At 56.2% G+C, this 23,436-nt stretch carries 14 protein-coding genes; 3 read left to right on the top strand and 11 right to left on the bottom strand.

The genetic code is table 11. The annotated features are described in order from the left end of the window. Window positions 1-104 precede the first annotated feature (104 nt). Window positions 105-1,598, top strand: coding sequence for a mannitol dehydrogenase family protein (locus C3938_RS09385; RefSeq protein WP_105102875.1), 1,494 nt, complete (start codon window positions 105-107; stop codon window positions 1,596-1,598). Window positions 1,599-1,892: 294 nt separating this feature from the next. Here C3938_RS09385 and C3938_RS09380 read toward each other — a convergent pair whose 3' ends face one another. The 8 genes from C3938_RS09380 to C3938_RS09345 form a co-directional block, all read right to left on the bottom strand. Beyond that, on the bottom strand, window positions 1,893-4,643 hold the full coding sequence (locus C3938_RS09380; RefSeq protein ID WP_105102874.1) for a TonB-dependent receptor: 2,751 nt from the start codon (window positions 4,641-4,643) through the stop codon (window positions 1,893-1,895). 27 nt (window positions 4,644-4,670) lie between these two features. Next, window positions 4,671-6,053 (bottom strand): glycoside hydrolase family 28 protein, encoded by a 1,383-nt coding sequence (locus C3938_RS09375; RefSeq protein WP_233998746.1) that lies wholly within the window; start codon window positions 6,051-6,053, stop codon window positions 4,671-4,673. 232 nt (window positions 6,054-6,285) lie between these two features. Further along, entirely contained in the window at window positions 6,286-7,077 is a 792-nt protein-coding gene (locus tag C3938_RS09370; protein WP_105103311.1) for a gluconate 5-dehydrogenase, read from the bottom strand. A gap of 196 nt (window positions 7,078-7,273) precedes the next feature. Then, complete coding sequence (kduI, locus tag C3938_RS09365; protein ID WP_105102873.1) at window positions 7,274-8,116, bottom strand: 5-dehydro-4-deoxy-D-glucuronate isomerase; 843 nt, start codon at window positions 8,114-8,116, stop codon at window positions 7,274-7,276. A gap of 31 nt (window positions 8,117-8,147) precedes the next feature. Continuing rightward, window positions 8,148-10,658 carry a glycoside hydrolase family 88 protein gene (locus C3938_RS09360; protein WP_233998744.1) on the bottom strand — a complete coding sequence of 837 codons (2,511 nt, stop codon included), beginning with the start codon at window positions 10,656-10,658 and terminating at the stop codon, window positions 8,148-8,150. Between the two features lie 199 nt (window positions 10,659-10,857). Continuing rightward, window positions 10,858-13,509: a TonB-dependent receptor gene (locus C3938_RS09355; RefSeq protein WP_105102872.1), complete on the bottom strand. Its 2,652-nt coding sequence runs from the start codon at window positions 13,507-13,509 to the stop codon at window positions 10,858-10,860. A gap of 247 nt (window positions 13,510-13,756) precedes the next feature. Then, window positions 13,757-15,196, bottom strand: a complete 1,440-nt coding sequence (locus C3938_RS09350) for a glycoside hydrolase family 28 protein (RefSeq protein WP_105102871.1) — start codon at window positions 15,194-15,196, stop codon at window positions 13,757-13,759. 256 nt (window positions 15,197-15,452) lie between these two features. After that, entirely contained in the window at window positions 15,453-16,220 is a 768-nt protein-coding gene (locus C3938_RS09345) for a FadR/GntR family transcriptional regulator (RefSeq protein ID WP_233998742.1), read from the bottom strand. A gap of 354 nt (window positions 16,221-16,574) precedes the next feature. Here C3938_RS09345 and C3938_RS09340 point away from each other — a divergent pair, with 354 nt between their 5' ends. Next, a complete protein-coding gene (locus tag C3938_RS09340) occupies window positions 16,575-18,098 on the top strand; it encodes a UxaA family hydrolase (RefSeq protein WP_105102870.1) in 1,524 nt (507 codons plus the stop codon). Between the two features lie 30 nt (window positions 18,099-18,128). Here the strand turns inward: C3938_RS09340 and C3938_RS09335 are convergent, their stop codons facing one another. The 3 genes from C3938_RS09335 to pepB all read right to left on the bottom strand — a co-directional run bounded on the left by C3938_RS09335 (window position 18,129) and on the right by pepB (window position 21,729). Next, window positions 18,129-19,859 (bottom strand): enoyl-CoA hydratase-related protein, encoded by a 1,731-nt coding sequence (locus C3938_RS09335; RefSeq protein WP_105102869.1) that lies wholly within the window; start codon window positions 19,857-19,859, stop codon window positions 18,129-18,131. 286 nt (window positions 19,860-20,145) lie between these two features. Beyond that, window positions 20,146-20,337 (bottom strand): antitermination protein NusB, encoded by a 192-nt coding sequence (locus C3938_RS09330; protein ID WP_199775516.1) that lies wholly within the window; start codon window positions 20,335-20,337, stop codon window positions 20,146-20,148. A 102-nt stretch (window positions 20,338-20,439) separates the two neighbouring features. Continuing rightward, window positions 20,440-21,729 carry an aminopeptidase PepB gene (gene pepB, locus C3938_RS09325; RefSeq protein ID WP_105102868.1) on the bottom strand — a complete coding sequence of 430 codons (1,290 nt, stop codon included), beginning with the start codon at window positions 21,727-21,729 and terminating at the stop codon, window positions 20,440-20,442. A gap of 270 nt (window positions 21,730-21,999) precedes the next feature. On the opposite strand from pepB, the gene C3938_RS09320 reads away from it, so the two are divergent. Then, on the top strand, window positions 22,000-23,433 hold the full coding sequence (locus tag C3938_RS09320) for a tetratricopeptide repeat protein (RefSeq protein WP_105102867.1): 1,434 nt from the start codon (window positions 22,000-22,002) through the stop codon (window positions 23,431-23,433). Window positions 23,434-23,436 lie beyond the last annotated feature (3 nt).

Here is a 23,436-nt window from a genome sequence, read left to right as displayed (position 1 = left end):
ATGTTGCTGACGCTTTAAAAAATTCCCACCCAGCACTCCGGCTTTACGTTGACCTTCGTTGCTTCGTAAACCAGCAAAAATTTACTCAAAAAGAGTAGAAAAATATGAGCCAAGAAAGACTCAACAACAGCATTCTTGAAAACCTCCCCGCAGAGGTGATCAAGCCGGCCTATGACCGCAGTGAAGTCACCACCGGCATCGTGCATCTGGGCATCGGCGCCTTCCACCGCGCGCACCAGGCCTGGTACACCGAAAGCCGTATTGCCGCCGGTGAAAAGAGTTGGGGCATTGTGGGCGCGAGCCTGCGTTCACCGGGTGTGCGCGATCAGCTGGTGCCGCAGAATGGCCTCTATTCTGTGGTGGAAAAATCCAACGCCGGCACCAGGGTGCAGATCGTGGGTGCGGTAAGCGATGTGCTTGTGGGACCGGAAAACCCACAGCAATTGCTGGAGCTGCTGGCCCAGGAAAGCGTGCGCATTGTTTCCCTGACCATTACCGAGAAGGGTTACTGCCACGATCCGGCGAGCGGCAATCTGAACCCGCAGCATCCGGATGTGGTGCACGATCTGGCGAACCCGCAAGCGCCGAAGTCCGCACTGGGTTATATCGTCGGTGCGCTGGCGCTGCGCAAGGAGCGCGGTCTTGCCGGCTTTACCGTGCTGTCCTGCGACAACCTGCCGTCCAACGGTAAGCTGCTGGGCAAGGTGCTGGTGCAGTATGCGCAAAAGGTCAGTGAGGAACTGGCGACGTGGATTTCCGAGAACACTACCACGCCGGCCACCATGGTGGACCGCATTGTGCCAGCGACCACCGACAACGACCGCACTGAGCTGGAAGCGATTCTCGGCTGTCGCGATGAAGCGGCGGTGATGGCGGAACCTTTCTCGCAGTGGGTGGTAGAGGACAATTTCCTGCGCGGTCGCCCCGAATGGGACAAGGCCGGTGCGACCTTTGTGGACGATGTGGAAGTCTACGAACTGATCAAGCTGCGACTGCTGAATGGCTCGCACTCCATGCTGGCCTACAGCGGTTATCTGTCCGGTTTTGAAACCGTGGCGGATGTGATGGCGGAGCCCGCGTTCAACAGGCTGGCACTGCACTTCATGAGGAGCGAGGCTGCCACATCCATCGATGTGCCGGCGGACTTCGATATCGCAGCCTATCAGGCAGAGCTGATTGAGCGCTTTGAAAACCGCGCGCTGCGCCACCGCACATGGCAGATTGCCATGGATGGTTCGCAAAAGATTCCGCAGCGCTGGCTGGGCACCCTGCGCCACCAATTGGCCAACGACGGCCCCGTCGAGGTACTGAGCTTCGCGCTGGCGAACTGGATTCGCTATGTGTCTGCGGTGGATGAAAACGGCAATGCCATCGAAGTTTCCGACCCGATGGCGGCTGATCTGAAGGCTCTGTGCCACCAGTACAAACCCCAAGGCAATGCCGAGCTGGCCGCGGCTTTCCTGGCGTTCACTCCGGTATTCGGTGACGACCTGCGCAGCAGTGAGCGCCTGCACAGTGCAGTGGCCGGCTGGCTGGACAAACTGGATGCGAAAGGCACCCTGGTGTGCGTGCAGGCGTATTTCGGCTCTGCCGGTTGATGTTGTTAGCTAGACTTTTTATTTGATGCGCCCCTTGTATTTTTGGGCACCGTTTGAGTTTGTCAGTTTTTAACTTTGTTTGTCTTTTCCAGTTTCGTTTCCCGCTCTTCGATTTGAAGATGTTTTGCGGAAACGCCCCTTCAATCCCGCGGCCAACACCGCGGGATTTTTTTGCGTGAGATATATACATAGCCACATAAAAAAGCCGGGCCAGGGCCCGGCAAAAAATTGCGGATATGAGAATAACCAACAACGGTATTCGGTGTCGCCGTATTCTCGGATGACGACAGCCGGTTAGAAGTTAACCCGCAGACCCAGCAATACTTCACGACCGGTGCTGTTGTACTCGCGCACCAGATCCTGGTCACCCAGCGGACCGGTGGTATACAGGCGCTCGACCTCATTGGTCAGGTTGATGGCCTCCAGGCTGACCTTGATATTGTCATTGATGTCATAGAAAGCCGACATATCCACTCGGGTCGGGCCAGTGGTCGCGAAAGAGGCGTTGCCCTCGCCGCCGGTACCAGAGGTTACGTAATCGTCACGATCGTTAACCACTACGCGAGCGCCAAAGCGATCCACCTCGTAGTAGACGCCGAAGTTGTAGCTGTTTTCAGACAGCCCTTCCAGTGGCCCCCGCACACCATTGCCGTACTCCGCATTGGACTTCACATGCGTAAAGTTGGCCAGCACACCGAAGTTACTGCCCCAGCCGGGGAGGAAACTCAGCGGTTGCTGATAGGAAATTTCGTAGCCATCAACCGTCGCACCTTCACCGTTCACTGTGGTGGTGATATCCCAGCCACTGCTGTATGGATCTTCCACGTTCGCGTCGTACAACGGGCTGGAAGGATCGTATTCCGGACGCGCGGCAACGATCGCAGCAAGTTCCGCCGGCAGTTTCTGGTCGTTCACGGTGACACTGGTGAGGAAACTGTCAATTTGCTTGTGGAACAGGGTCAGCGCCAGCACGGATTCCGCGTCGAAGTACCACTCGATACTCAAATCCGCGGAGTCGGCACGCATCGGCTCGACTTCCGGGTTGGCGGCACTTACGGTACCGCGCACCGGAGTCACGGTGGTCGCCGCCAGACTGCCCAGACCCGGACGCGCAAAGTTGCGGGCGAGTCCCACACGCAACAGCAGATCCTCCTGCAGCTCCAGTACCAGGTTGGTGGAGGGCAGGATTTCGGTGTAACTGTCTTCCGGCAGGTTATCTACATCCGTAGTGGTTTCCACAATACGCAGGCCGCTGTTGACGGTCAGTGGCAGTCCCAGCAATTGAGTATCCACCGTTGCTTCCGCGTACCCCCCAAGGGTTTCCTCAACCACGTTATAAGTGCTGGAGTCGTTGTCGTTCAGGGTCCACTGGCCTACGCCGTAGGCTTCCTTGGTTGCATTGAAGTCATTAACAAGCCAGTTGGTCGGGAATCCTGAGGGGGAGTCCACGCCACTGCCAAAGCTACTGATTTCATTTGCCAGCTGGGTGGTCAGTGCGGCAGTCAAAACCGGATCGGCAAGAGAACCTTTGGTGGGGTCCCAGCGTTCGGAATCAATCTCACGACTGTTCCAGATCAAGCCGGTTTTCAGTACGGAACTGTCGCCGTTGAAGGTCAGATCCGCGCGGAAGGTATCGTTGGTACGCTCAACCACATCGCGGCGCAGAGTCGGACCGGAGAATACGTAGTTGTCTGGGTTCAGAATGTCGAAGCCATAGGACATTTCCGCAATGTCGCCATTCTCCAGGAAGGAGTAGGAGAACGTAGAGGCATCCTTGGCGTCGATATTGAAGCGCAGCTGATCTTCGGTATGCTTGGAAACCGCGTTGCCGTACATAACATCCAGAACGATATTGTCGGTGAGATCGAACTTGCCGGACAACACCACCTGGGTGAAGTCGGTCTCGCTGAACTGACCGCGGCTCTCAGAGCGCGGTTTCACACCGGCGAACGTACCTGCCACGATATTGCGACCGCTTTCATCCAGCGTCACTTCCAACGGGGTGATGCTGTTGAAGCTATTGCGGAACTGCGCGAAATAGTTATAGGAAGTTACATCGGCCTTGAGGTTGGAGTTCAACACATCCAGGGTGAATTCCATGGTTTCCGAGGGGCGGAACTGGAATGAACCGGTCAGACCCAGGCGTTCCTGGTCGCGATTAAAGGAGTCCATACGCGGCAGACGCGGAGCCCACATGTAGTCCAGTTTTTCATCCGCCTTGATATCCGTATCGGGGTAGTTCGCCTGAGGGTTCGGTGTGCCATGAATGACTACGTCGGCATCGGTGCCCACCCAGCTGCGATTGCCGTTGTCGAATGGACTGGTCCAGCGTACGGTGCCGAAACCCTCCTGACGCACGGCGCGCTCGGAGTACGCAGCACTTACCAGTACCCCGAGTTTGTCATCCATGAAGGTATTGCTGTAAAGACCGACAAAACGCGGGCTCTCTTCCTCGGCGAAACTGTCGACCATCATCTGGCCACCGAAGGAGAAGTGCTGGCCGGGCTTGTCAAATGGACGCGCGGTGGACAGCTCAACGGTTGACGCCAGCCCCCCCTCTTCTACTGAGGCAATCGGTGATTTATGAATGGTAATGCGGTTGAACAACTCCGACGCAAATACGTTGAAGTCGAAATCTCGGCTGCGGTTTACTCCACCAGAGGTATCCAGTCCCCCGGTACTCGCGGGTACTTCCATACCATTCAGTGTGGTACGGGAGAAACCGGGGCCAAGCCCGCGTACGGTGATATTGCGCCCCTCGCCGCCCTCACGGGTAATCGCCACCCCAGGCACGCGCTGTAGAGATTCGGCCAAGTTTAAATCAGGCATTTTTCCGATGTCTTCGGCGATAATGCTGTCGGTGTTGTTGGCGCTGGTACGCTTGGTATCCAGTGCCTGTTCCAGGGACTGCCGGAAACCGGTTACCGCAATCTCTTCCAGAACCTGACCATCCTGCGATTCGTTATCCTGTATGGCTTCCTGTGCAAACGCGGGGGCTGCCAGCGCCATGGCCAGAACAAGCGGTTTTATTTTGTAGTTGCTCATTACTAACGCTCCTTACTCTCTCGTCAATTATTTTCGCCAGCTCAATACACCATCTATGCGCTGGCTACCAAGTTTTACCTCTTCAAACTTCAGATTGACCGCATTTTCGATTACGAGTGGTGTCGCCACCTTCTCGACATGAATATCCCTGAACAATACGTCGCGCAGGGGAGCGGCTTCGGGCGCGTGTACCTCAAGGAAAGTACCCACTTCCTGCACCTGAATATTTTCGAACACGATGTCCCGATAAGTGGACGGAAAAAATCCACCGAGTTCACCGGGATAATTGAGCTGGAACCAGAACAGGTTGTCGAAGGACTCAACCGTAAGATTGCGCAAGCGAACATTTTCTACCAGTCCACCGCGGTCCAGGTTGGCCTTGAAGCGAAATGCCGAGATGCCTTTACGCAGGATATTATCGGTAAAAAATACATCGCGAATTCCACCTGACATTTCACTACCAAGTGCAACGCCATCTTCACCACCCATATCATTGTTGCGCACAACAATACGCCGACTGGGGACGCCGATGCTGCGACCATCGAGATCGCGACCGGACTTCACCACGACAGAATCATCACCGGTGCGAAACCAGCTGTTTTCTACCAGTACGTTGCTGCTGGATTCGATATCCACACCATCGTTATTGGGAAAGTGGCTGTCCACACGGATGCCGCGAACGGTGGCGTGTTCGGCGTATACCAGATGATTTACCCAAAACGGTGAATTGATTGCGGTAAAACCCTGTAACAGCACACGCCGGGCGTGGAAGAATTGCACCAGTGGCGGCCGCAGGAACGTACCTTCGCCAAAAATTCTCTGCTCTACCGGCACCCCGTCAGCACCCATGCGGCGCAAGCGCTGCATGTCAGTATCCTGCTTCGGGTGCCAGCGTTTGAAATTACTCTCAGCGTTGCCGTCGATGATGCCCTCTCCGGTAATGGCTACATCTTCTACATTGCTGGCATAGATCAACGGTGAATAGGTGTAGAGTTCAGTCCCCTCCCAGCGGCTTTTCACCACGGGAAGATAATCTTCTGCATTCGCAGAAAATTGTAATACCGCGTCTTTTTCCAGGTGTAGCTCAATACGGCTCCGCAGCTCTATCGGCCCCCTACTTATCCATTGACCGCGAGGAATCACCACGCGACCACCACCCGCCTTTACCGCTGCATCAATCGCCGCAAGCACGGCCGGACGCACGTTATCGGCGTTTACATTAAAGTCGGAAACAGGAAAATCCCGCGCGGGAATAACAGGCAACTGGATATCCGCGATAATTTCAGCCGCAAGCGCCCAATCGTCAGCAGTATCTGCATTTTTTGCGCTGGCGACGGCCGACACACTGATAATCAGGGCGCACAGGAGAACATCCCGCAGATTTCGGGACAGATAGATCATCGCGTTCATTGTTGCTCCGAAGGGAATTATTTTGTTTTTCAGACGCACACTCGCGCGCCTTTCCTCTTATCGGCTTATGTGAGAGGAAAGAAACCCATCAAACAGTTTTCAGATTTCGAATATCTATCGAGTCTGGAAAACCGACGCAGGACACGTCGGTTTTCCAGCGGCAACAGGAGTTACCGCAGTCAGCAGGACACTGACAAAAGCATTACCCATTCATGGCGTTGTTTATCGCCGTTTATTCGTTGCCGGGCTTGCCAATGGTGGCGAGGATACCGCCATCCACATAGACAATCTGACCGTTGACGAAATTACTCGCGTCGCTGGACAGGAATACCGCCGCCCCCTGGAGATCTTCCGGGTTACCCCAGCGGCCAGCCGGAGTACGACCGATGATAAAGTCGTTGAACGGGTGGCCGTCCACGCGAATCGGCGCGGTCTGACTGGTGGCAAAATAACCCGGGCCAATGCCATTTACCTGGATATTGTGCCGCGCCCATTCAGTGGCCATGTTGCGGGTCAGCATTTTCAGACCGCCCTTGGCTGCGGCGTATGCAGAGACACTGTCTCGACCCAGTTCGCTCATCATGGAACAGATATTGATGATCTTGCCGGCACCGCGCGCGATCATGCGCTTCACTACCGGGCGGGTCATGACCATCACCCCGGTCAGGTTGGTCTGCAGCACCAGGTTCCACTCGGCCAGATCCATTTCCAACAGCGGAACACGGCGGATGATTCCAGCGTTGTTTACCAGTACACCGATAGGACCCTGCTCCCGTTCGATCACCTCTACCATTTCATGTACCACCGCTTCATCGGTGACATTGAACAGATAGCCGTGGGCATCAAGCCCCTTCTCGCGCAGCGTCGCCACTGCACTGTCGAGTTTTTCCTGGGAGGAGTGACCGGTAATCACCAATTTGGCACCGGCATTTCCCAGGCCTTCGGCCATGGCCATACCGAGGCCGTGGGTGGCACCGGTTACCAGGGCGACTTTTCCGCTCAGGTCAAACAGGGAAGTGGACATAACAAACTCCAAGCTCATTCTGTAGGCGCCTGCTTGCAGGCGACTGTCATAGTGCAAACCAAGCAGCCATCCATGGGGCAATCGCCAGCCAGGCCATCCGTGGCCTGGCGCTAGTCCGAGCAGCGAGCAGTGCTCGCTAACCGCTCAAATTAGCCCTGCAAGCAGGCGCCTACAGTAAATAAATAACTTCCGTGGATCAGCGCAGCTCATTCGGCTGCACTTTGTCCATATCGTCGTAATCGTGGTTTTCCCCGGCCATACCCCAGATAAAGGTATAGTTGCTGGTGCCCACTCCGGAGTGCAGCGACCAGGTCGGCGAGATGACCGCCTGCTCGTTCGCCATCCAGATAGTGCGGGTCTGTTGAGGTGGACCCATGAAGTGGCAAACCGCCTGGCCTTCCGGCACATTGAAGTACATATACACTTCCATACGACGGCTGTGGGTGTGGCATGGCATCGTGTTCCAGCAGCTGCCTTCGGCAAGCTCGGTCATACCCATCTGCAGCTGGCAGGTTTCCAGCACATCATTCACCAGCAGCTTGCGCAGAGTGCGCTTATTGCAGGTTTCTGCCGCACCCAGCTCGATCACCTGCGCGTCGCCCTGCCCCACTTTGCGGGTGGGAAACTCTCTGTGTGCAGGGGTGGACAAAATGTAGAATTTCGCCGGTGTGGTCTGCACATTGCTGCTGAATTTCACCTCGCGGGAGCCGCGGCTCACGTACAGCGCTTCCTTGGTACCTATTTCATAAAGAGTGCCGTCAACTTCTACACAGCCCGGCGCACCAATATTGATGATGCCGAGTTCGCGACGCTCGAGAAAATAATCCGCTTTCAGTGCGTCCACGGTTTCGAGCTTCACTTCTCCAGCTACCGGCATCACACCGCCCACAATCACGCGATCCACGTGGGTATAGGTCAGGTTAACGGTGTCCGCGGTAAACAGGTTCGGCACCAGATATTCTTTTCTCAGGCGCTCGGTGTCGTAGTTCACATAGTCTGCCGGATGGCTGGAGTAACGTTCGTCGAATACGGTGTTCATAATTCTTTCCGGTAAATCTTTTTAAATCCGCTTACGATTTGGACTTCAGCAGCTTGTACATTTCTACGCCGGAGGTAATGAACGGCGCGGTACCCTTGGGGTCGTCGTCGTAGATAGGCTCACTCATGTAGTACTTGTAGCTGCCGTCACGACCATAACCGAGACCAGCCACCTGGCACATGTCGGTGATTGTGACGCTGCCGTCAGCGTGCACCTGAACGAATTCATCCAGCAGGCCCTGATAGGCTCGCTTCGCGGTTTCCAGATATTGTTCCTCTGGCAGGTAACCCTGGTTCAGCGCCTTGGCGAAGAAGTAGGTGTACATGGTGCTGGCGGAAGACTCGAGGTAATTGCCGCGCTCTCCGGGCTTGTCCATGATCTGCCACCAGGTGCCGCTTGCCGGGTCCTGGTACTTTTTAATGACCGGTGCAATTTCAGTAATCATGTCGAGCAGGTACTGCCGCTGTTCAGTATATTCCTGCGGGATGTAGTCCAGCACATCCACCAGCGCCATGGCCAGCCAGCCCATACCGCGCCCCCAGTGGTACGCTGAAAGACCGGTTTCCTTGTCCGCCCACACCTGCTCGCGCTTCTCGTCCCAGGCGTGGTAGTAGAGGCCAGTATCCGGGTCGCGCAGCTTGTCACGTACGACTTTGAATTCAGCCAGCACTTCATCCACGTTGGGTTTCTCGTGCATCAGCTGCTCGTACTGGGCGAGGAACGGAATACCCATGTAAACGCCATCGAGCCACACCTGATGCGGATAAATTTTCTTGTGCCAGAACGCACCGGCACCGGTACGCGGGTGGTGTTCCAACTGCTCGTACAGGGTGTCAACCGCTTTCTTGTAGCGCTCATCACGATTGCGCTCGTACAGGCGCAACAGCATGGTGCCGGCGCGAATACTGTCGATGTTGTACTTCGACTGTTCATAGCCGTTGATGCTGCCGTCTTCATTGACGAAGGAACCCATTACGGTCTGTATGGCATCGGCATAACGCGCTTCCGGTGCAACCAGGTTCAGCTCGTCGTAGGCCTGCATCACCATCCCGGTGGTGTATTCGAAGTAGGAAGGGCGCTTGCGGATGTGGTCGAAACCGCCAAAGCGATAATCCAGGGTTTTGCGCTTGAGCTCGGAGTCCGCCAGGCGTTTGCTCCACGCCAGCGCGACATCCGCGGTCAGCGGCTGTTGGGTTTCTGCAAGACTCGCCGCCGTGGTCAGACGCTGGCGTAGCGGCATGGTGAGTTTTTCCGCCTCCTGCTTGAGGTAGGTTTCAAACTTGGCCTTGCTGGTAATCGGGCCATGGCGGCTCTCCACTTCGTTCGCCCAGGCGGCGACAAAGTAGTACTGAATTTCCTTGTCGGCGGGCTTCAGGATGGCAACCTGGTTGTGCTCATCTTTGGTGACGTCCTTGATGGCGCTGCGTTTGGCAAGGACCGCCATGCCAAGGTTGGCACCGTCAAGGCTCTGAGCGCCGTAAGTGCCGATGTAGGTATAGGCGTGGCCGGTAATCTCCATATCACCGACAATCAGCTCTGTGCCCGGATGACTGACGATACCGGCGATCATATTGTCCAGTTCACTGGTGGTTTTCGCGTTCACTTCCACCAGGCGACTACCTGCGTGCATGGATAACTGCGCGGCGAGGTCGGTTTCAACACCGTCGACCGGTTTCCAGCCGAGGTAGTCGATTTTGAATGCGGAATAGAGATCACCGTTCTCGGTGATCTCGGCGCGCCAGTCTTGTACATCACTCACACGAATGACTTTTTCACCATCCCAGTAGCCGTAGCCCCCGACACCAACAGCACTACCCACTTTCAGGATGTCCATGCCCCAGTCAGCGGGCTGGTGGTACGAATCAAATCCATCCTGGCCTACATGCTGCAGCACCGGTTGCCGGGTGGATTTACCGAAAATGTCAAAACCGTTGCGCCAGTCGAGATACACACGGTAGCCCACCAGATCGGACTCGATACCCGGGCCTTCATAGCGGATATACCAGGAGTGGTCAGTGTGCTCCTTCGGTACCTCAAGGGTACTGACGTTTTCGAAACGTCCACCAAGATATTCGCGCTCTTTCCACGCTCCCCCCACCTTGCGGGATATTTCCGCCTGGGTGCGCTTGGTCACGGTTTCGCCCGCCGCGTCGGCTTCAGCGATACGCAGCGATATCGTTTCATCGACTGCCACATCCACTGTGAACAGGATGCCGTCTTTCTTGCCATCCGCATCTTTGTCGATGGCTTGCACGGGAATCTGCTGAGTCTGGCTCCACACCGCAATCGGCGATGCAAAGCCCTGTTTCAGTCCCAGTTCGTAAAAGCTGAGGTAAACCGCTTCGTCCAAGCGCGGGAAATCCGAGGGATTGGAAAGTTCCAGGGTGGCAATAACACCGGGCTTTGCAGCGACAGCCACAGAACTCTTTTCCACAGCGGATTCAGCGGATTTTTCACCGCAGGCGGTAAGCGTGGCCGCTGTCAGCGTAAAGGCGAGCGCGCCGAGACTCGAGGTGCGCTTGGACATATCAAACAGGTTCACAGATGTCTCCACGAATTCGGGTTTTATTCTGTTCAATCGATTTTTCAATCGAAAAACGGCCGCGTGCGACTTCGAATCTTCCTTGTCCACAAGACGTGGTGGATTCCTGCACTCGGCCGTTTGGGTACTACGCTAAATGTGTTATCGAAAGGCCCGGAAATAACTTGCCGGGCTTTCCGATCATACAGTCAGGTCTTTATCAGAACTTGTACTGCGCACCAAGGTAGAACTGGCGACCTGTGGTGTGATCGACAGATACACGCTGTACGGAGTCAACAAACTGGAAGTTGGACTCATCTGTCAGGTTGATACCTTCCAGGCTCAGAGTGGTGTTGTCGTTCAGGTTGTAGCTCATTACGAAGTCGACGTTGGTGGTACCGCCGGTTCCTTCCACGTCATTGTTTTGCTGACCGGGTACACGAGTCAGATAGTCATCGCGCTTGGACAGGGAAACACGTGCGCTGAATGCGTCGTTTTCGTAGTAAACAGTACCGTTGTAAGTGTTTTTCGATAAACCGGTCAGGGTGTTTACCACGTCGCCGTAAACCACTTCAGCATCTACGTAGGTGTAGTTGAGCAGTAAGCCGAAGTTTTCCAGGAAGGCCTGCTGGTACTGAAGCTCAAAGCCATCCAGCTCACCGCCTTCCCCGTTGATTTTACTTTTCACGATCCAGAGATCATCAACACCGTAGGTACCGGCACCGCTCAGTGCGGATGCGGGCAGACCAGTGGAAGCCCAGGTCTGGTTCTCCAGGGTCACCGGTTCTACCCGCGATTTGATGTCTTTGCGGAAGTAAGCTGCGGCAACAACTGCGTCATCCGCGAAGTACCATTCGTAGGAAAGATCGTAGGCGCGGGCACGAGTTGGTTCGAGCCCAGGGTTTCCGAAGCTGATTTCACCGTTGTACTCACCGATGGAACCACCCGGGGTCAGATCGCCCAGTGCCGGGCGTGCGATCACGTCAGCCACAGAAAAACGCACCACCATATCTTCGTGCACATCCATCGCAAGATTGAGGGACGGCAGAGTGTTGGTGTACTCATTGTCTACGGTCACTTCGAGCAGATTATCCCCGACCTTGGTCAGACCGGTAGATTCAACTTCGGTAGTCACCTGACGAACACCGACGTTACCGCGCAGCGGCATGCCGGCAATTTCGGTATCCCAGCCCAGCTGAACGTAGAAGCCCAGGTTGTCTTCCGCCACAGAGCGGTTATCTGCAGGACGGGTAGCCGCCGGATTGTCACCTAGGATTGCGTAGGCGTCGTCTTTGGCAAATGCATAGACGTCAGCAACGTCGGGAGAGAACCAGGTGAGACCATTCACTGTGGTCAAACTACCGGCAAAGTCCGCAGCGGAAATTCCGCTGTATTTCGGTTCGCCGCGACCTTCGGTGGTGGCGAACTCGAAATTTTTCTGGGAAACACCAGCCTTTGCGCTCCATACATCGTTGATATCGTACTCAACGTTGAACGCAAACGTTTCGAATGTGTTATCCACAGTATTGGGGCGGTGACGCAGCTGAACCAGTTCGTAATTATTCGGGTTAGTGGTGTCGAACCCGCCGAAGTCGATGGTCCCGGCATCGGTGTAACTGAATTCGCCCTGAACATTGTAGGCATCAATGATCGCAGTGGTCTGCATCGGGTTGGTGTAGTTGGATTCGGACGCACCGATAATGCCATCTACACGCAGACGGTCATTGATCTCGTGAGAGGCACGAATAGAGAACTGATCAAACTTGGTATTGAGTTCGTCAAAACGGTTTTCTACACGAACGTCAAAATTATTCACCGTCATGGAGTTGATGGTGCCGTTGCCATCCATGGTGTAGTCGATAACGTCAACTTCGTCCCAGTTTCCGTTCTCCTTGAGGCTGACGGACACATATTCTTCCTGACGCGTGGCTTCGAAACGCGAGGTCAGGTAATCCACCATGATTTCAGTGGCATCGGTCGGACGGAATTGCAGGGTACCGGTGAAGCCCTGGCGATCCTGCTCGTGAGTGAATTTTCCGTAACGCGGAATACGCGGGTAAAAGCCTTCATTCAACGCAGCCAGTTCGGCGTCATCCGCACAAGCAGAACAATTTTGCAGCGCTTTACCGCCGTTACCTGCTGCGTCCGTCCAGCGTACGGCAGAGAAGCCCTGCTCCAGAATATTGCGCGTAGAGTAGGAATAGGTCGCCATCCAGCCGAAAGTTTCTGCATCATTTTTACCTGCTACCAGGAACGATGTCCGCGGATCATATTCTTCAGACTGGTCGTTGAAACCCAGCTGCCCGTTGGCGGCAAAGGTGAAATTCTGTTCCATATCCAGCGGCTTGCCGGTATTCAGATCAACGGTTGCCCCCAGGGAGCCCTCATCCAGATCGGCGGAGGTGGTCTTGTGAACAGTCAGGTTAGAGAACAGCTCGGAAGCAAAGGTATTGAAGTCGAATTGCCGATCGCGATTGGCACCGCCGGAGGAGTCTGCACCACCAGTCGTGGAAATGGCTTCCATACCGTTGATCCGCACACGGGTGAACTGAGGGCCGAGACCACGTACGGAAATATTGCGGCCCTCACCGGCGTCACGGGTAATGGCTACACCGGGAATACGCTGGAGGGATTCGGCCAGATTGAGGTCGGGGAAGTCGGCAATATCCTCCGCGAGGATCGCATCTTTACTACCCACCGCATTGCGCTTTTGGTCCAGCGCTTTGGCAAGGCTGTCACGGTAACTCGCCGTTACGGTGATTTCTTCCAGACTGGCATCGCCGACAGAGGATTGATTGGCTTCTTGGGCAAAGGCCGGTACCGCAATCATGGCCATCGCAAGAGTGAGTGGTTTCAGCTCAAAAGTCTTCATGACTCTCATCTCCGCTTTCATCGTTATTTTGGTAAAACCTGTTTTGGTAATACCGCTTATTATCAGTGCAGGCCGATATTCGCACATGGACTACCAAGTATCAACTTTTGGCAGACCAATTTACCGTGTAATTTTGTCTTTTCTCGTCGAATTGAAGATTACCGCGCCAAAAGGCTCAGAGCCAGTGCGGCTTGCGCCGCACCGGATACCTTCCAGGTACACAGGGAGTTCGCCGGGGGAGGCTTGATCAGCTCGGTTTGAAGGCCTGACCATTGATGGTGACATTATTTACGGTCAGGCCGGAAACCTGCTCGATGACACCCAGGGAAGCGGCCTGGTCAATGCGGCTGTTGGAAATTTGCAGACCACGGATGGGGGCGCGCTCGAAACCGCGGATATGGAAGGCGCGATCGGCCTCCTCACACACCAGATTTTCCACCTGGATGTTGTAGACATTCGGGTCAAAGCGTCCCTTGTCACCCTCCTCATAGAAGAAGTTGATCACAATGACATCTTTGACCTGACCAATGGTGAGATTGCGTATGTAAATATCGTGAATCTCACCGCCGCGCATGGCATTGGTCTTGATGCGAAGCCCACGCTCCAGGTGGGGACTGCTCATTACGCAGTCCTCCATGAAAACATTACGCACCCCTCCGGAGATCTCACTGCCGAGCACCAGGCCGCCATGGCCGTCGCGCATCTGGCAGTTCCGCACCACCACATTTTCTGTGGGCGCGTTCAGGCGGCGGCCATCCGCATTGCGCCCGGACTTAATGGCGATGCAGTCGTCTCCATTGTCAAACAGGCACCCCTCGATCAGTACATTGCGGCAGGATTCCGGATCACAGCCATCGGAATTGGGGCCATGACTGCGCGTGGTGACATTGCGGACCGTGAGACTCTCGCACAGCACCGGATGGATCACCCAGAACGGGGAATTTTCCAGCGTTACACCTTCTATGAGCACATTGCGACATTCATAGAACTGCACCAGAGGCGGGCGCAGGTTGGAGCCCGCGGCGTACTGACGCTCAATCACGGGAACCCCCGCTTCCACCTCATCCATCAGGCGACTGCGCGCAATGTGCTGGGTTTCGCCGTCATTGGAGCTGTTATCGCACTTGGTGTTCTCGCCCTTCCACGGCCACCAGGTGTCGCAATTGGCACCACCGTCGATCAAGCCTTTTCCTGTCAGCGCTATGTTTTCGGCCTTATAGGCATAAATCAGAGGGGAATAGCCCATCATCTCCATGCCCTCCCAGCGCGTTTTCACCGCCGGCAAATAGCGTTCGGGCTCGGGGATAAAATGGATCTCAGCCCCCTCCTCCAGGTGCAGCTCGGTGTTGGAAACCATGTGGATTGGCCCGGTGCGGTATATGCCCGCAGGCACCACGATACGGCCCCCGCCGGCTTTGCGACTGGCTTCGACCGCCATTGCGAAGATTGCACTGGCATCCTCACCTTCCCCACGCGCACCAAGAACCTTGAGGTTGAAATCGCGAGCGGGAATAACCGGGAGCTTGATGGAGGACAGAATTTTCGGGACCTGTGCCCAGGGGCCGTGGTACTGGGCACGGGGCGGGCGGCTCATGGCCAACGCCTGCATCGGCAGACCGACCGCTGCGGGCACGATCGCCGCAGCCAGTACGGATTGCAGGAATACCCGCCGGTTGAGTCCAGTCATAAATACCTCCCGGGCTTATCGTTTACTGGTTATTGTCTTGGGTTTTGCCGCACTGGATTCCGGCGGCAATGACCCGCACGCACCGCCCTGCCCGCAAATCTGGCAAGACCAGTGTGGAAATTTCGGCAATACTGTCATACCAATTTTTTATAGGCAACAACCAGGCGGACCCGCGACCCTCCGGGGAAAGGGGAGAATGGACACAAAAAAGCCGGCACAGTGGCCGGCTTTAAAGGCTTGAGTAGCGCAAGAACGATCAGGGCAGCGCAAAGCGCTGGCGGGCGGCACTCATTTCGCGGCGCGCCTGCTCCAGCGCTTCCGCTTCGGTGGCATCCAGCAGCTGCTGCACCACACGCTGCAGGTGGTCGCGCATGGCATTGCGCGCACCTTCCGGGTCACGCTTCCTGATCGCGTCAAGAATGCGGCGGTGTTCTTCGATGCGGGGCTTGGAGCCGACCTGACGCACCTTTTCCAGGATGCGGGCGGATACGGAGGAGTTGTTGCGCAGCTTCCACAGGTGTTCACATACAGACACCACTGCATCGTTGTGGGTACAACGGGCGATATGGAGGTGGAATTTTTCGTCGGCCACTTCGGCGTTGGAGTCGGAGGCATTCTCCTCCACCATCTCTTCCAGAATTACTTCCAGTTCTTTGATTTCTGCCTCGGACATTTCGCGCGCGGCGAGGCCGGCGGCCTCCCCTTCGAACATCATACGGGCCTGCAGAATCTCAAATGCGCCGATATCGCTTTCACCGGCGGAGAAGGCACTGGCCTCGGAATCGATCACATAGACACCGGAACCGCCTTTTACTTCCACACAACCGGCAAGCTCAAGAGCGATGATGGCCTCACGCACGGTAGGGCGGCTGACCTCAAAGCGCTCCGCCAGCTTGCGCTCGGCGGGCAAGCGGGTACCGGCCGGGTAGTCACCGGCGGCGATGGCGGCGGCCAGCTTTTCGGCCACTTGTTGGTAAAGTCTGGCACCCTGCATCAGACCAATCTCCTGCACTTGTAGCTGCATCTGTTTTGCGTTTGCGTACTGCCGTGAAGGGCACTGGCGGTCTCCAGTTAGCCCCTCATCACATCAATATCACGTCAATGGTACCCAGCTGGCGCCTCTGACAGAAACCTGCCTGACCCATCCGGATTTCCCGCCTGCAGACCAGACCCGATGGTCTTACTGCTTATATATAGATTGCGGAATTGTTTCGGCGCAGTTTAGCAGAAGGGGTTTAGCCACCACAACACGGGAATCGGCTCCACAGTCTTACCAAATTGTACTACCCTTCAGATTGCGGCCTTACCAATATAGTGTTAGATTGCAACCAAGCATAACGACAACTGACCGCGAGTCCGATAGCGGAGTCAGGACAAGATGGATCTCATTCATATACATACAGACGATAACGTCGCCATCAGCAGGGTCCCGCTGCCCGCTGGCACCCTGGTGAACTGGAGCGGCAGTATGATGCCTCTCCTCACCGACGTGCCCGCCATGCACAAGGTCTGCGTGCGCGCCATTCGCGCGGGCGCAGCGGTGATCAAGTACGGTCAGGTTATCGGCTTTGCGCGGGAGGACATTGCTCCCGGCACCCATGTGCACGAGCACAACATGGAAGCGGGTAACTATCAGGTGGTACACGAGTTCTGCAAAGACTATGTACCCACCCGGCTTGTACCGGAAAATGAGCGCGCAACCTTTATGGGTTACCGCCGCGCCAGTGGCAAGGCCGGCACTCGCAATTACCTCGCAGTTGTCTCCACGGTGAACTGCTCCGTTACGGTATCCCGTGCAATCGCCGCGCACTTCCGTGACAGCGGCAAGCTGCGCGACTTCCCCAATATCGATGGCATTGTGGCACTGGGCCATGACAGCGGTTGCGGCATGTCCACGTCCGGCGAGGGTTACCAGACTCTCTTGCGTACCTTGCACGGCCATATCGTGCATCCCAATTTCGCTGGTGTTCTGTTGATCGGTCTCGGCTGTGAAGCGATGCAGATTAGCAGCCTGATGCGCGAGACCGGCCTGCAGGAAGGTGAGTATTTTCAGGTCATGACCATCCAGGGCATGGGCGGCACCCGCGCGGCAATTGAGGCGGGTATCGAGCGCCTCACTGCAATGCTACCCGCGGCCAATGCGTGCGAGCGCGAGCCTATCTCCGCTTCCGAACTGACCCTGGCTGTGCAGTGCGGCGGCAGCGATGCCTACTCGGGTATTACCGCCAACGCGGGCCTGGGTGCTGCTGCGGATATTCTGGTGGGTCAGGGTGGTACTGTTATTTACTCAGAAACTCCGGAAATTTATGGCGCAGAGCATTTGCTGACCCGCCGCGCGGTATCTCCGGAAGTTGCACAAAAACTGGTTGACCGTATCCAGTGGTGGGAGCATTACACCACGATGAATGGTGTGGAGCTGAACAATAACCCCTCCCCCGGTAACAAGGCCGGCGGTCTGACCACGATTGCAGAGAAATCCCTTGGTGCTCAGGCAAAGGGCGGTACCACGGCGCTGCAGGATGTTTACCTTTACGCTGAGCAGGTGCGCAAGAAAGGCTTGGTGTTCATGGATAGTCCCGGCTTCGACCCGGTGTCCGTTACCGGACAGGTAGCGAGCGGTGCCAATGTGGTGTGTTTTACCACCGGCCGCGGCTCAGCATTCGGTGGCAAACCAGTACCGAGCATCAAGCTGGCGAGCAACTCTAATTTATTTGAGCGCATGCGCGAGGATATGGATGTCGACTGCGGCGGCATCCTGGACAAGCGCTACAGCGTAGCCGAGTGCGGCGAAATGGTTTTTCAGCATATTCTGGCAATCGCTTCCGGAGAGAAGAGTGCCAGTGAAAAACTGGATTACGGTGATAACGAGTTTTTACCCTGGCACATCGGGGCGGTGGTTTAAAAAAGGCCGGCATTACTCGCCGGCCTTTTTTCATGCGGGCAACAACTCTTCAGCCAGGACAGTTAAATCCGCGCTTTCTTCGTGCGGAATGGTCGTGCTCGTGACCTTTTTTTGCAGGTAAGCGGGGGTACATTTCGCGCACTGTTTGTAAACAAACGCTTTTCGCGCGCGGTGATATTCCGCACCGGGGTCAAAAAATATCTGCTGCATTTTTTGCAGCTCGTCCTTGCGGTACTCGGAAAGTGGTCTGTTCTGTTCATCCTGCGCGCGACGCGCGGATTTCATTGCCAGTTTACGGGTGAATCCCCCTTCCACCCGGAGTTCTTCACACAGAGCAATCAGTTCTCGCCGATAGACCTCTCGATCTTCGCTTAACAGATAGTCCGCGTAGCCGTCACTCAGGGCCTCCTCCGCCAAGACCGGCAGGCAGTTCTCCGTGTATTCTCTCGCTTTACGCGCCCCCACCCGCGCAGGCAGCAGATATGTCCAATACTCGGAACCAAACAAGCCCATGGTTTTGTAGTGAGGATTGATTACGACACCACGGCGTATCGCCACCACGTCACAGGCCAAGGCCATCATGGCGCCACCCGCACCCGCATTGGAACGCAATGCCGCGACCGTGAGTTTCCCCTCTGTAGTGATAATGCTTTCTACCAGATCGTCAATGGCATTGATATTTGCCCAGGACTCTTCCGCGGGGTCTTCTGCTGCCTCGATGATATTGAGGTGAATACCGTTACTCCAGAACTCCTCCCCACCCATCAGGCAAATCACATCGATGTCGGAATCCTGCAGCTGTCGATATGCGGATAATAATTCCTGGCATTGCCGGGTACTCATCGCGCCGCCATGGAATGAGAAATACAGATAGCCGACGCGATTTATAATCTCTACCCGAATATCTCGAATGTACTCCGGCGTGGTGTCAACGGTATCAACGGGATAATCGAGCAACGGCAGAATGACATCACCGGCGGGCAGTTTGAAACCATCCTGTAACTTGGCGTGGGATATCCACACCGCACCATCCGCCGTGGCACGGCACAGGCGGCGATCCGCCTGCAGGAAGAATTGCCCCGGAGAACCCCGCCATGTGTGCTCTTCCACGGCGCCAAAAAGATACACCGTTTTTCCGGAAATGGTTTCCCGGATGCCCGGCAGGCTGTCTGCCGCGCGCATTTTTCGCAACACCACTTCCGTTGAGTCATTCTCCCAGTCAATTTGCCGGTCCGCCTGGGTCATACCGGGAAGCAACCTCCCCGGCGCGGATGCGGGAACGAGTGGGCGCGGCGAAAATAGAGGATCACCTTTTGCCGCAATCGCATATTTCACCAGCTCAACCGCGTCATCACTGACCTCGCGACGATAAAGGCTGGACTTGCTGGCCCCAGGGCGAATTTTGAAGGTGCGGGTTCCCCAGATGTCACCCGCATCCATCTCCTCGTTTGCCTGGAGCAGAGTAACCCCCCACTCCTGCAGCCCGTTTTGAATGGCCCAGTCGAGAGAAGATGGCCCCCGATCCCCTTCGATACCCGGGTGAACAATCAGGCAAGGTATACGCCGCCAGACGCTCTCGGGTACCCGGTGCTTGAGGAAAGGACAGATAATCAGATCCGGACAAAACTCGCCGACGGCTCTCTCGATACTCGCTTCATCGGTTGCCAGCTGCACCGTAAGCTCGCAGCGCATTTGCGCAAGCTCTCTGTGTAAACGCTGGCTCAACCCATTGAACGCACTACAAAGCAATAAAACTCGCATAGGTCTTCCTTGAGAATGGATTCCGCACAGAACTAATTAGCACATTCGTACCAACCAATTCTGAGCGAAAGCAAATTTTTGGGAAAATTAACTATGCAAGATTCATCGCCGATTGGAAGGTTCACTTTCCAACAACAAGAACTATTACCCAAATTAATCCGGCAAAATTTCTCGGAGAAAGCTGCATCCCGGCAATGCACGTTATCGGCGCAACCCGGGCCCCCATTTGGGGCATCTGCTGGAGGAGTCTTTGAGCAACAGAACAGCGCAAGCGAATAATTCCGCTTTACACTTTATGCGGTGCCTTACTGAGCAACACAATGATCAACGTTGCCAGCGGACCGAGGATCAGACTCAGCAACCACCAGAGAAGCCCGCTGCGATTCTTTCCCTGCGCAAGCCCGGCATTGATCAGAGAGAGCGTTCCCCATCCCACCAACCATTCCCGCGACTGAATCATCACCTGATATTCTTCCACGTAACACGCTCCACAGCCCAATAGCGCTCAAAAATACGAACTGCAGGCGGAGTACCAGTGGCCGGCACTCCGCTGCCTCTACTCCACCTTGGTGAGTATCATTTAACTCTCTAAAAGGAAGCGGGCAATCGTGCGAACACCGTGCCCCTTGGCTCCCTGTGCCCACTGATCATTTGGTGCGGGAAGGTAAGAGCCGGAGAGATCGATATGCACCCAGCCGCGCCCGTTGTCACGCACAAACCGGGCGAGGAACGCCGCAGCCGTGGAAGCACCGGGACTGCCATCCACCCCCACATTGGCAATTTCCGCAAAACCGGATGGAATCTGCTCCAAATGGAACGACTCCAGTGGCAGACGCCAGGCTTTTTCATTTTCCGATCTGGCCGCAGACAGTACCTTCTCCGCCATCTCGTCTTCCAGACTCAGCACGGAATTGTAATCCCGCCCAACCGCCATTTTTGCCGCACCGGTCAGGGTCGCTGCATCGAGAATGTAGCGCGGGTTCTGCTCGCTCGCGGCAATAAGACCATCCGCGAGTACCAGTCGGCCCTCGGCGTCCGTATTGAGGATTTCTGCGGTCACGCCATTCTTGTAGCGAATAATGTCACCGAGCTTGAAGGCGTGGCCGGAGATCAGATTTTCCGCGCAGCACAGATAGAGCTTCACACGCTTTTTTAGACCACGCGCAATGGCGAGCGCCAGCCCACCGGAAACCATCGCCGCCCCCCCCATGTCGGATTTCATATGTGCCATGCCGGCGGAGGGTTTGATGCTGTAGCCACCGGAATCGAAGGTGATCCCCTTGCCAACCAGACAGATATCCACCGCGGCATCGTCCATTCCCGTCGGGTTGTAGTCCAACTGCAACATGGCGCCACCGCGCACGCTGCCGCGACCGACGTTGTGGATACCCATGAATCCTTCTTCCAGCAGTTCATCGCCGGAGACAATGCGGTAGCTCACGGCGTCGGGAGCCAGTTTCTGCAGCATGTCCGCGGCACTCTCGGCCAACGCGCGGGGGAAAACATTTTCCGGGGTTCCGTTGGTGATTTCCCGCACCCACAGACTCGCCGCCTTGCGCGCCTCCAGCTCCCTCAGTTCTTCACCTTCGCCGACACCCCAATCCAGCGTGCTCTTGCGGTTCGGGTTGTAGTAGCCGGCCCAGAACGCCCAGCGACTCTCCAGATCCCAGTGATCGCCGGCGAGGACCACCGCCGTCACCCCCATGCCATCGAGGCGGCGGGCGCCGCGCTGTGTCGCGACGAGGATTCCGCCGGTGGCCTCGGTGGCGTGTATCCGGGCCTCGCTGTCGCTGAAGCTCAACAGGGCATTCTTGCCCCAGTGGTCCGCCGCTGCCGTGGTTTCCAGCCTTACCTGCATCGCTGCTGTCATCTATACACCTTTTGAATCAATTTTGTTTACGCTCATCAACATCGGGGAACCGCTGGCTGATGTAGCAAGCGGACGCCGCCAGGCGTACGCGTAGCCGCTTTTCAGGAGTTCCCGCGAGAGCAACACGATATTGGGTCAGTCTAGCAGCCTGCAAGTGTGTATTTGCGCGCAGCGCCGGTGTACCGATACACTTCAAAGGCTGAAAATAACGACAAGATCAGACACCGGGGCCAGTTAACACCAGGGCCCGCCAATACTAGGGAAAGTATCATGGGCAACGCCTGTCACTACCACTCCAGCGCGGATGCTATCTGGCAATGCGCCGGCTGCAGCAGGGAATACTGCGGCGACTGTGTACCGGGATCGGTAGACAACTATTACAAGTCCACCCCCAAATGTGTGCTGTGTAACCAGCGCCTGGACAACGTGGGTGCGAGCAACAAGGCTCGCCCTTTCTGGCAGATGGCCCCGTTTTATTTCCGCTATGCGCTCTCTGCAGGCCCGCTGACATTTTCCGCCATCTGCGCGGTAGCGGCGATCGCCATGACCGGGCTGGGCTGGCTGTCCATTTTTGTACTGGTGGCGATGCTTGCGGTAGTCATCCGCTACAACCTGCTGGTAATCGAAACGCTCGCCAGCGGCCAGCTGCAGGCCCCCTCCTTCGGTGACGCTCAGGACGGACGCAGTGCCGCCATATTCGCCAAGGTCATCGGTATGATCCTGGTCGCCGGTGGTGGTGGCATGCTCCTGGCGGGACTGGGGGAAGGTGCGCTGCAGGTGTATTCCATTGCCCTGTCTCTGCTGGCTCCGGCGGCAATGATCGTGCTGGCGCTGGAGCAGAGCATGCGCGCGGCGGTGAATCCACTGAAGCTATTGCAGTTCACGCTGATCATCGGCTGGCCCTACTGGCTGTTGTGGCTGTCTACCACCGCGGTGTCCGCGGCACCGACGTACCTGCTGCCATTCGTCGCCGAAAAGCTGCCGCCCTGGATGCTGCTGCCGCTGATCGCCTTTGTCACCAGTTATTTCTCCATCGTCACCAGTGCCATGATGGGCTATATCTGCCTGACCCGACAGCAGAAGCTGGGGGTTGCTTCCCAGGTGGACGATGCCGAATTTCTGGAGGAACGCGAGTTCGAGCGTCTCAAGGCACTGGCGGATGCGAGTATTCTGCTGCGCGAGGGCCGCGGTGAAGAGGCGCGCAAGACACTGGTCTCCGCGCTGCGCCAGCAACCGGACGACATTCCCCTGAATGAACGTTACTTCCGCCTGCTGCTGGCCATGAATGACCAAAAGGCGCTGCGGGAATTGGGGCCGCACTTGCTGGAACGATTCGTTCACCTGAACCAGCCCCACAAGGCGGCGGAATTGTTTCTTGCAACCACCAGCGCCCAGGGCAAGCCACCGGTGATCGACAAATCACTGCTGCGGCACCAGATCGCCGAGGCGCTCTACCGCCAGCGCCAGTTCAAGCCCGCACTGGCCCTGATCAACAATCTGCACAAGGAAGATCCCGACTACACGCGTCTGGACAGCGCCCTGCTGTTATTGGCGAAGATCTACATGGATGGTTTCAACCGTACCGATAACAGTCTGAAGCTGTTGGCGTATGTGCAGAAAAAATTCCCGAAAAGCGCGGTGATGAGTGAAGTGCGGCAGCTGGCCGCGATCCTGGCTGCGGAGCAAAGCCCGCAGCCGGCGTAGCGA

The sequence above is a fragment of the Microbulbifer pacificus genome (assembly GCF_002959965.1).
Lineage (GTDB): Bacteria > Pseudomonadota > Gammaproteobacteria > Pseudomonadales > Cellvibrionaceae > Microbulbifer > Microbulbifer pacificus_A.
The sequence above is the reverse complement of the archived record's forward strand: the minus strand, read 5'-3'. Positions and strand labels throughout refer to the sequence as shown.

Coding starts and splice junctions, on each gene's coding strand:
- C3938_RS09385 (WP_105102875.1), top strand. CDS start 105: ATGAGCCAAGAAAGACTCAACAACAGCATTCTTGAAAACCTCCCCGCA.
- C3938_RS09380 (WP_105102874.1), bottom strand. CDS start 4,643: ATGAGCAACTACAAAATAAAACCGCTTGTTCTGGCCATGGCGCTGGCA.
- C3938_RS09375 (WP_233998746.1), bottom strand. CDS start 6,053: ATGAACGCGATGATCTATCTGTCCCGAAATCTGCGGGATGTTCTCCTG.
- C3938_RS09370 (WP_105103311.1), bottom strand. CDS start 7,077: ATGTCCACTTCCCTGTTTGACCTGAGCGGAAAAGTCGCCCTGGTAACC.
- kduI (WP_105102873.1), bottom strand. CDS start 8,116: ATGAACACCGTATTCGACGAACGTTACTCCAGCCATCCGGCAGACTAT.
- C3938_RS09355 (WP_105102872.1), bottom strand. CDS start 13,509: ATGAAGACTTTTGAGCTGAAACCACTCACTCTTGCGATGGCCATGATT.
- C3938_RS09350 (WP_105102871.1), bottom strand. CDS start 15,196: ATGACTGGACTCAACCGGCGGGTATTCCTGCAATCCGTACTGGCTGCG.
- C3938_RS09345 (WP_233998742.1), bottom strand. CDS start 16,220: ATGCAGCTACAAGTGCAGGAGATTGGTCTGATGCAGGGTGCCAGACTT.
- C3938_RS09340 (WP_105102870.1), top strand. CDS start 16,575: ATGGATCTCATTCATATACATACAGACGATAACGTCGCCATCAGCAGG.
- C3938_RS09335 (WP_105102869.1), bottom strand. CDS start 19,859: ATGCGAGTTTTATTGCTTTGTAGTGCGTTCAATGGGTTGAGCCAGCGT.
- pepB (WP_105102868.1), bottom strand. CDS start 21,729: ATGACAGCAGCGATGCAGGTAAGGCTGGAAACCACGGCAGCGGCGGAC.
- C3938_RS09320 (WP_105102867.1), top strand. CDS start 22,000: ATGGGCAACGCCTGTCACTACCACTCCAGCGCGGATGCTATCTGGCAA.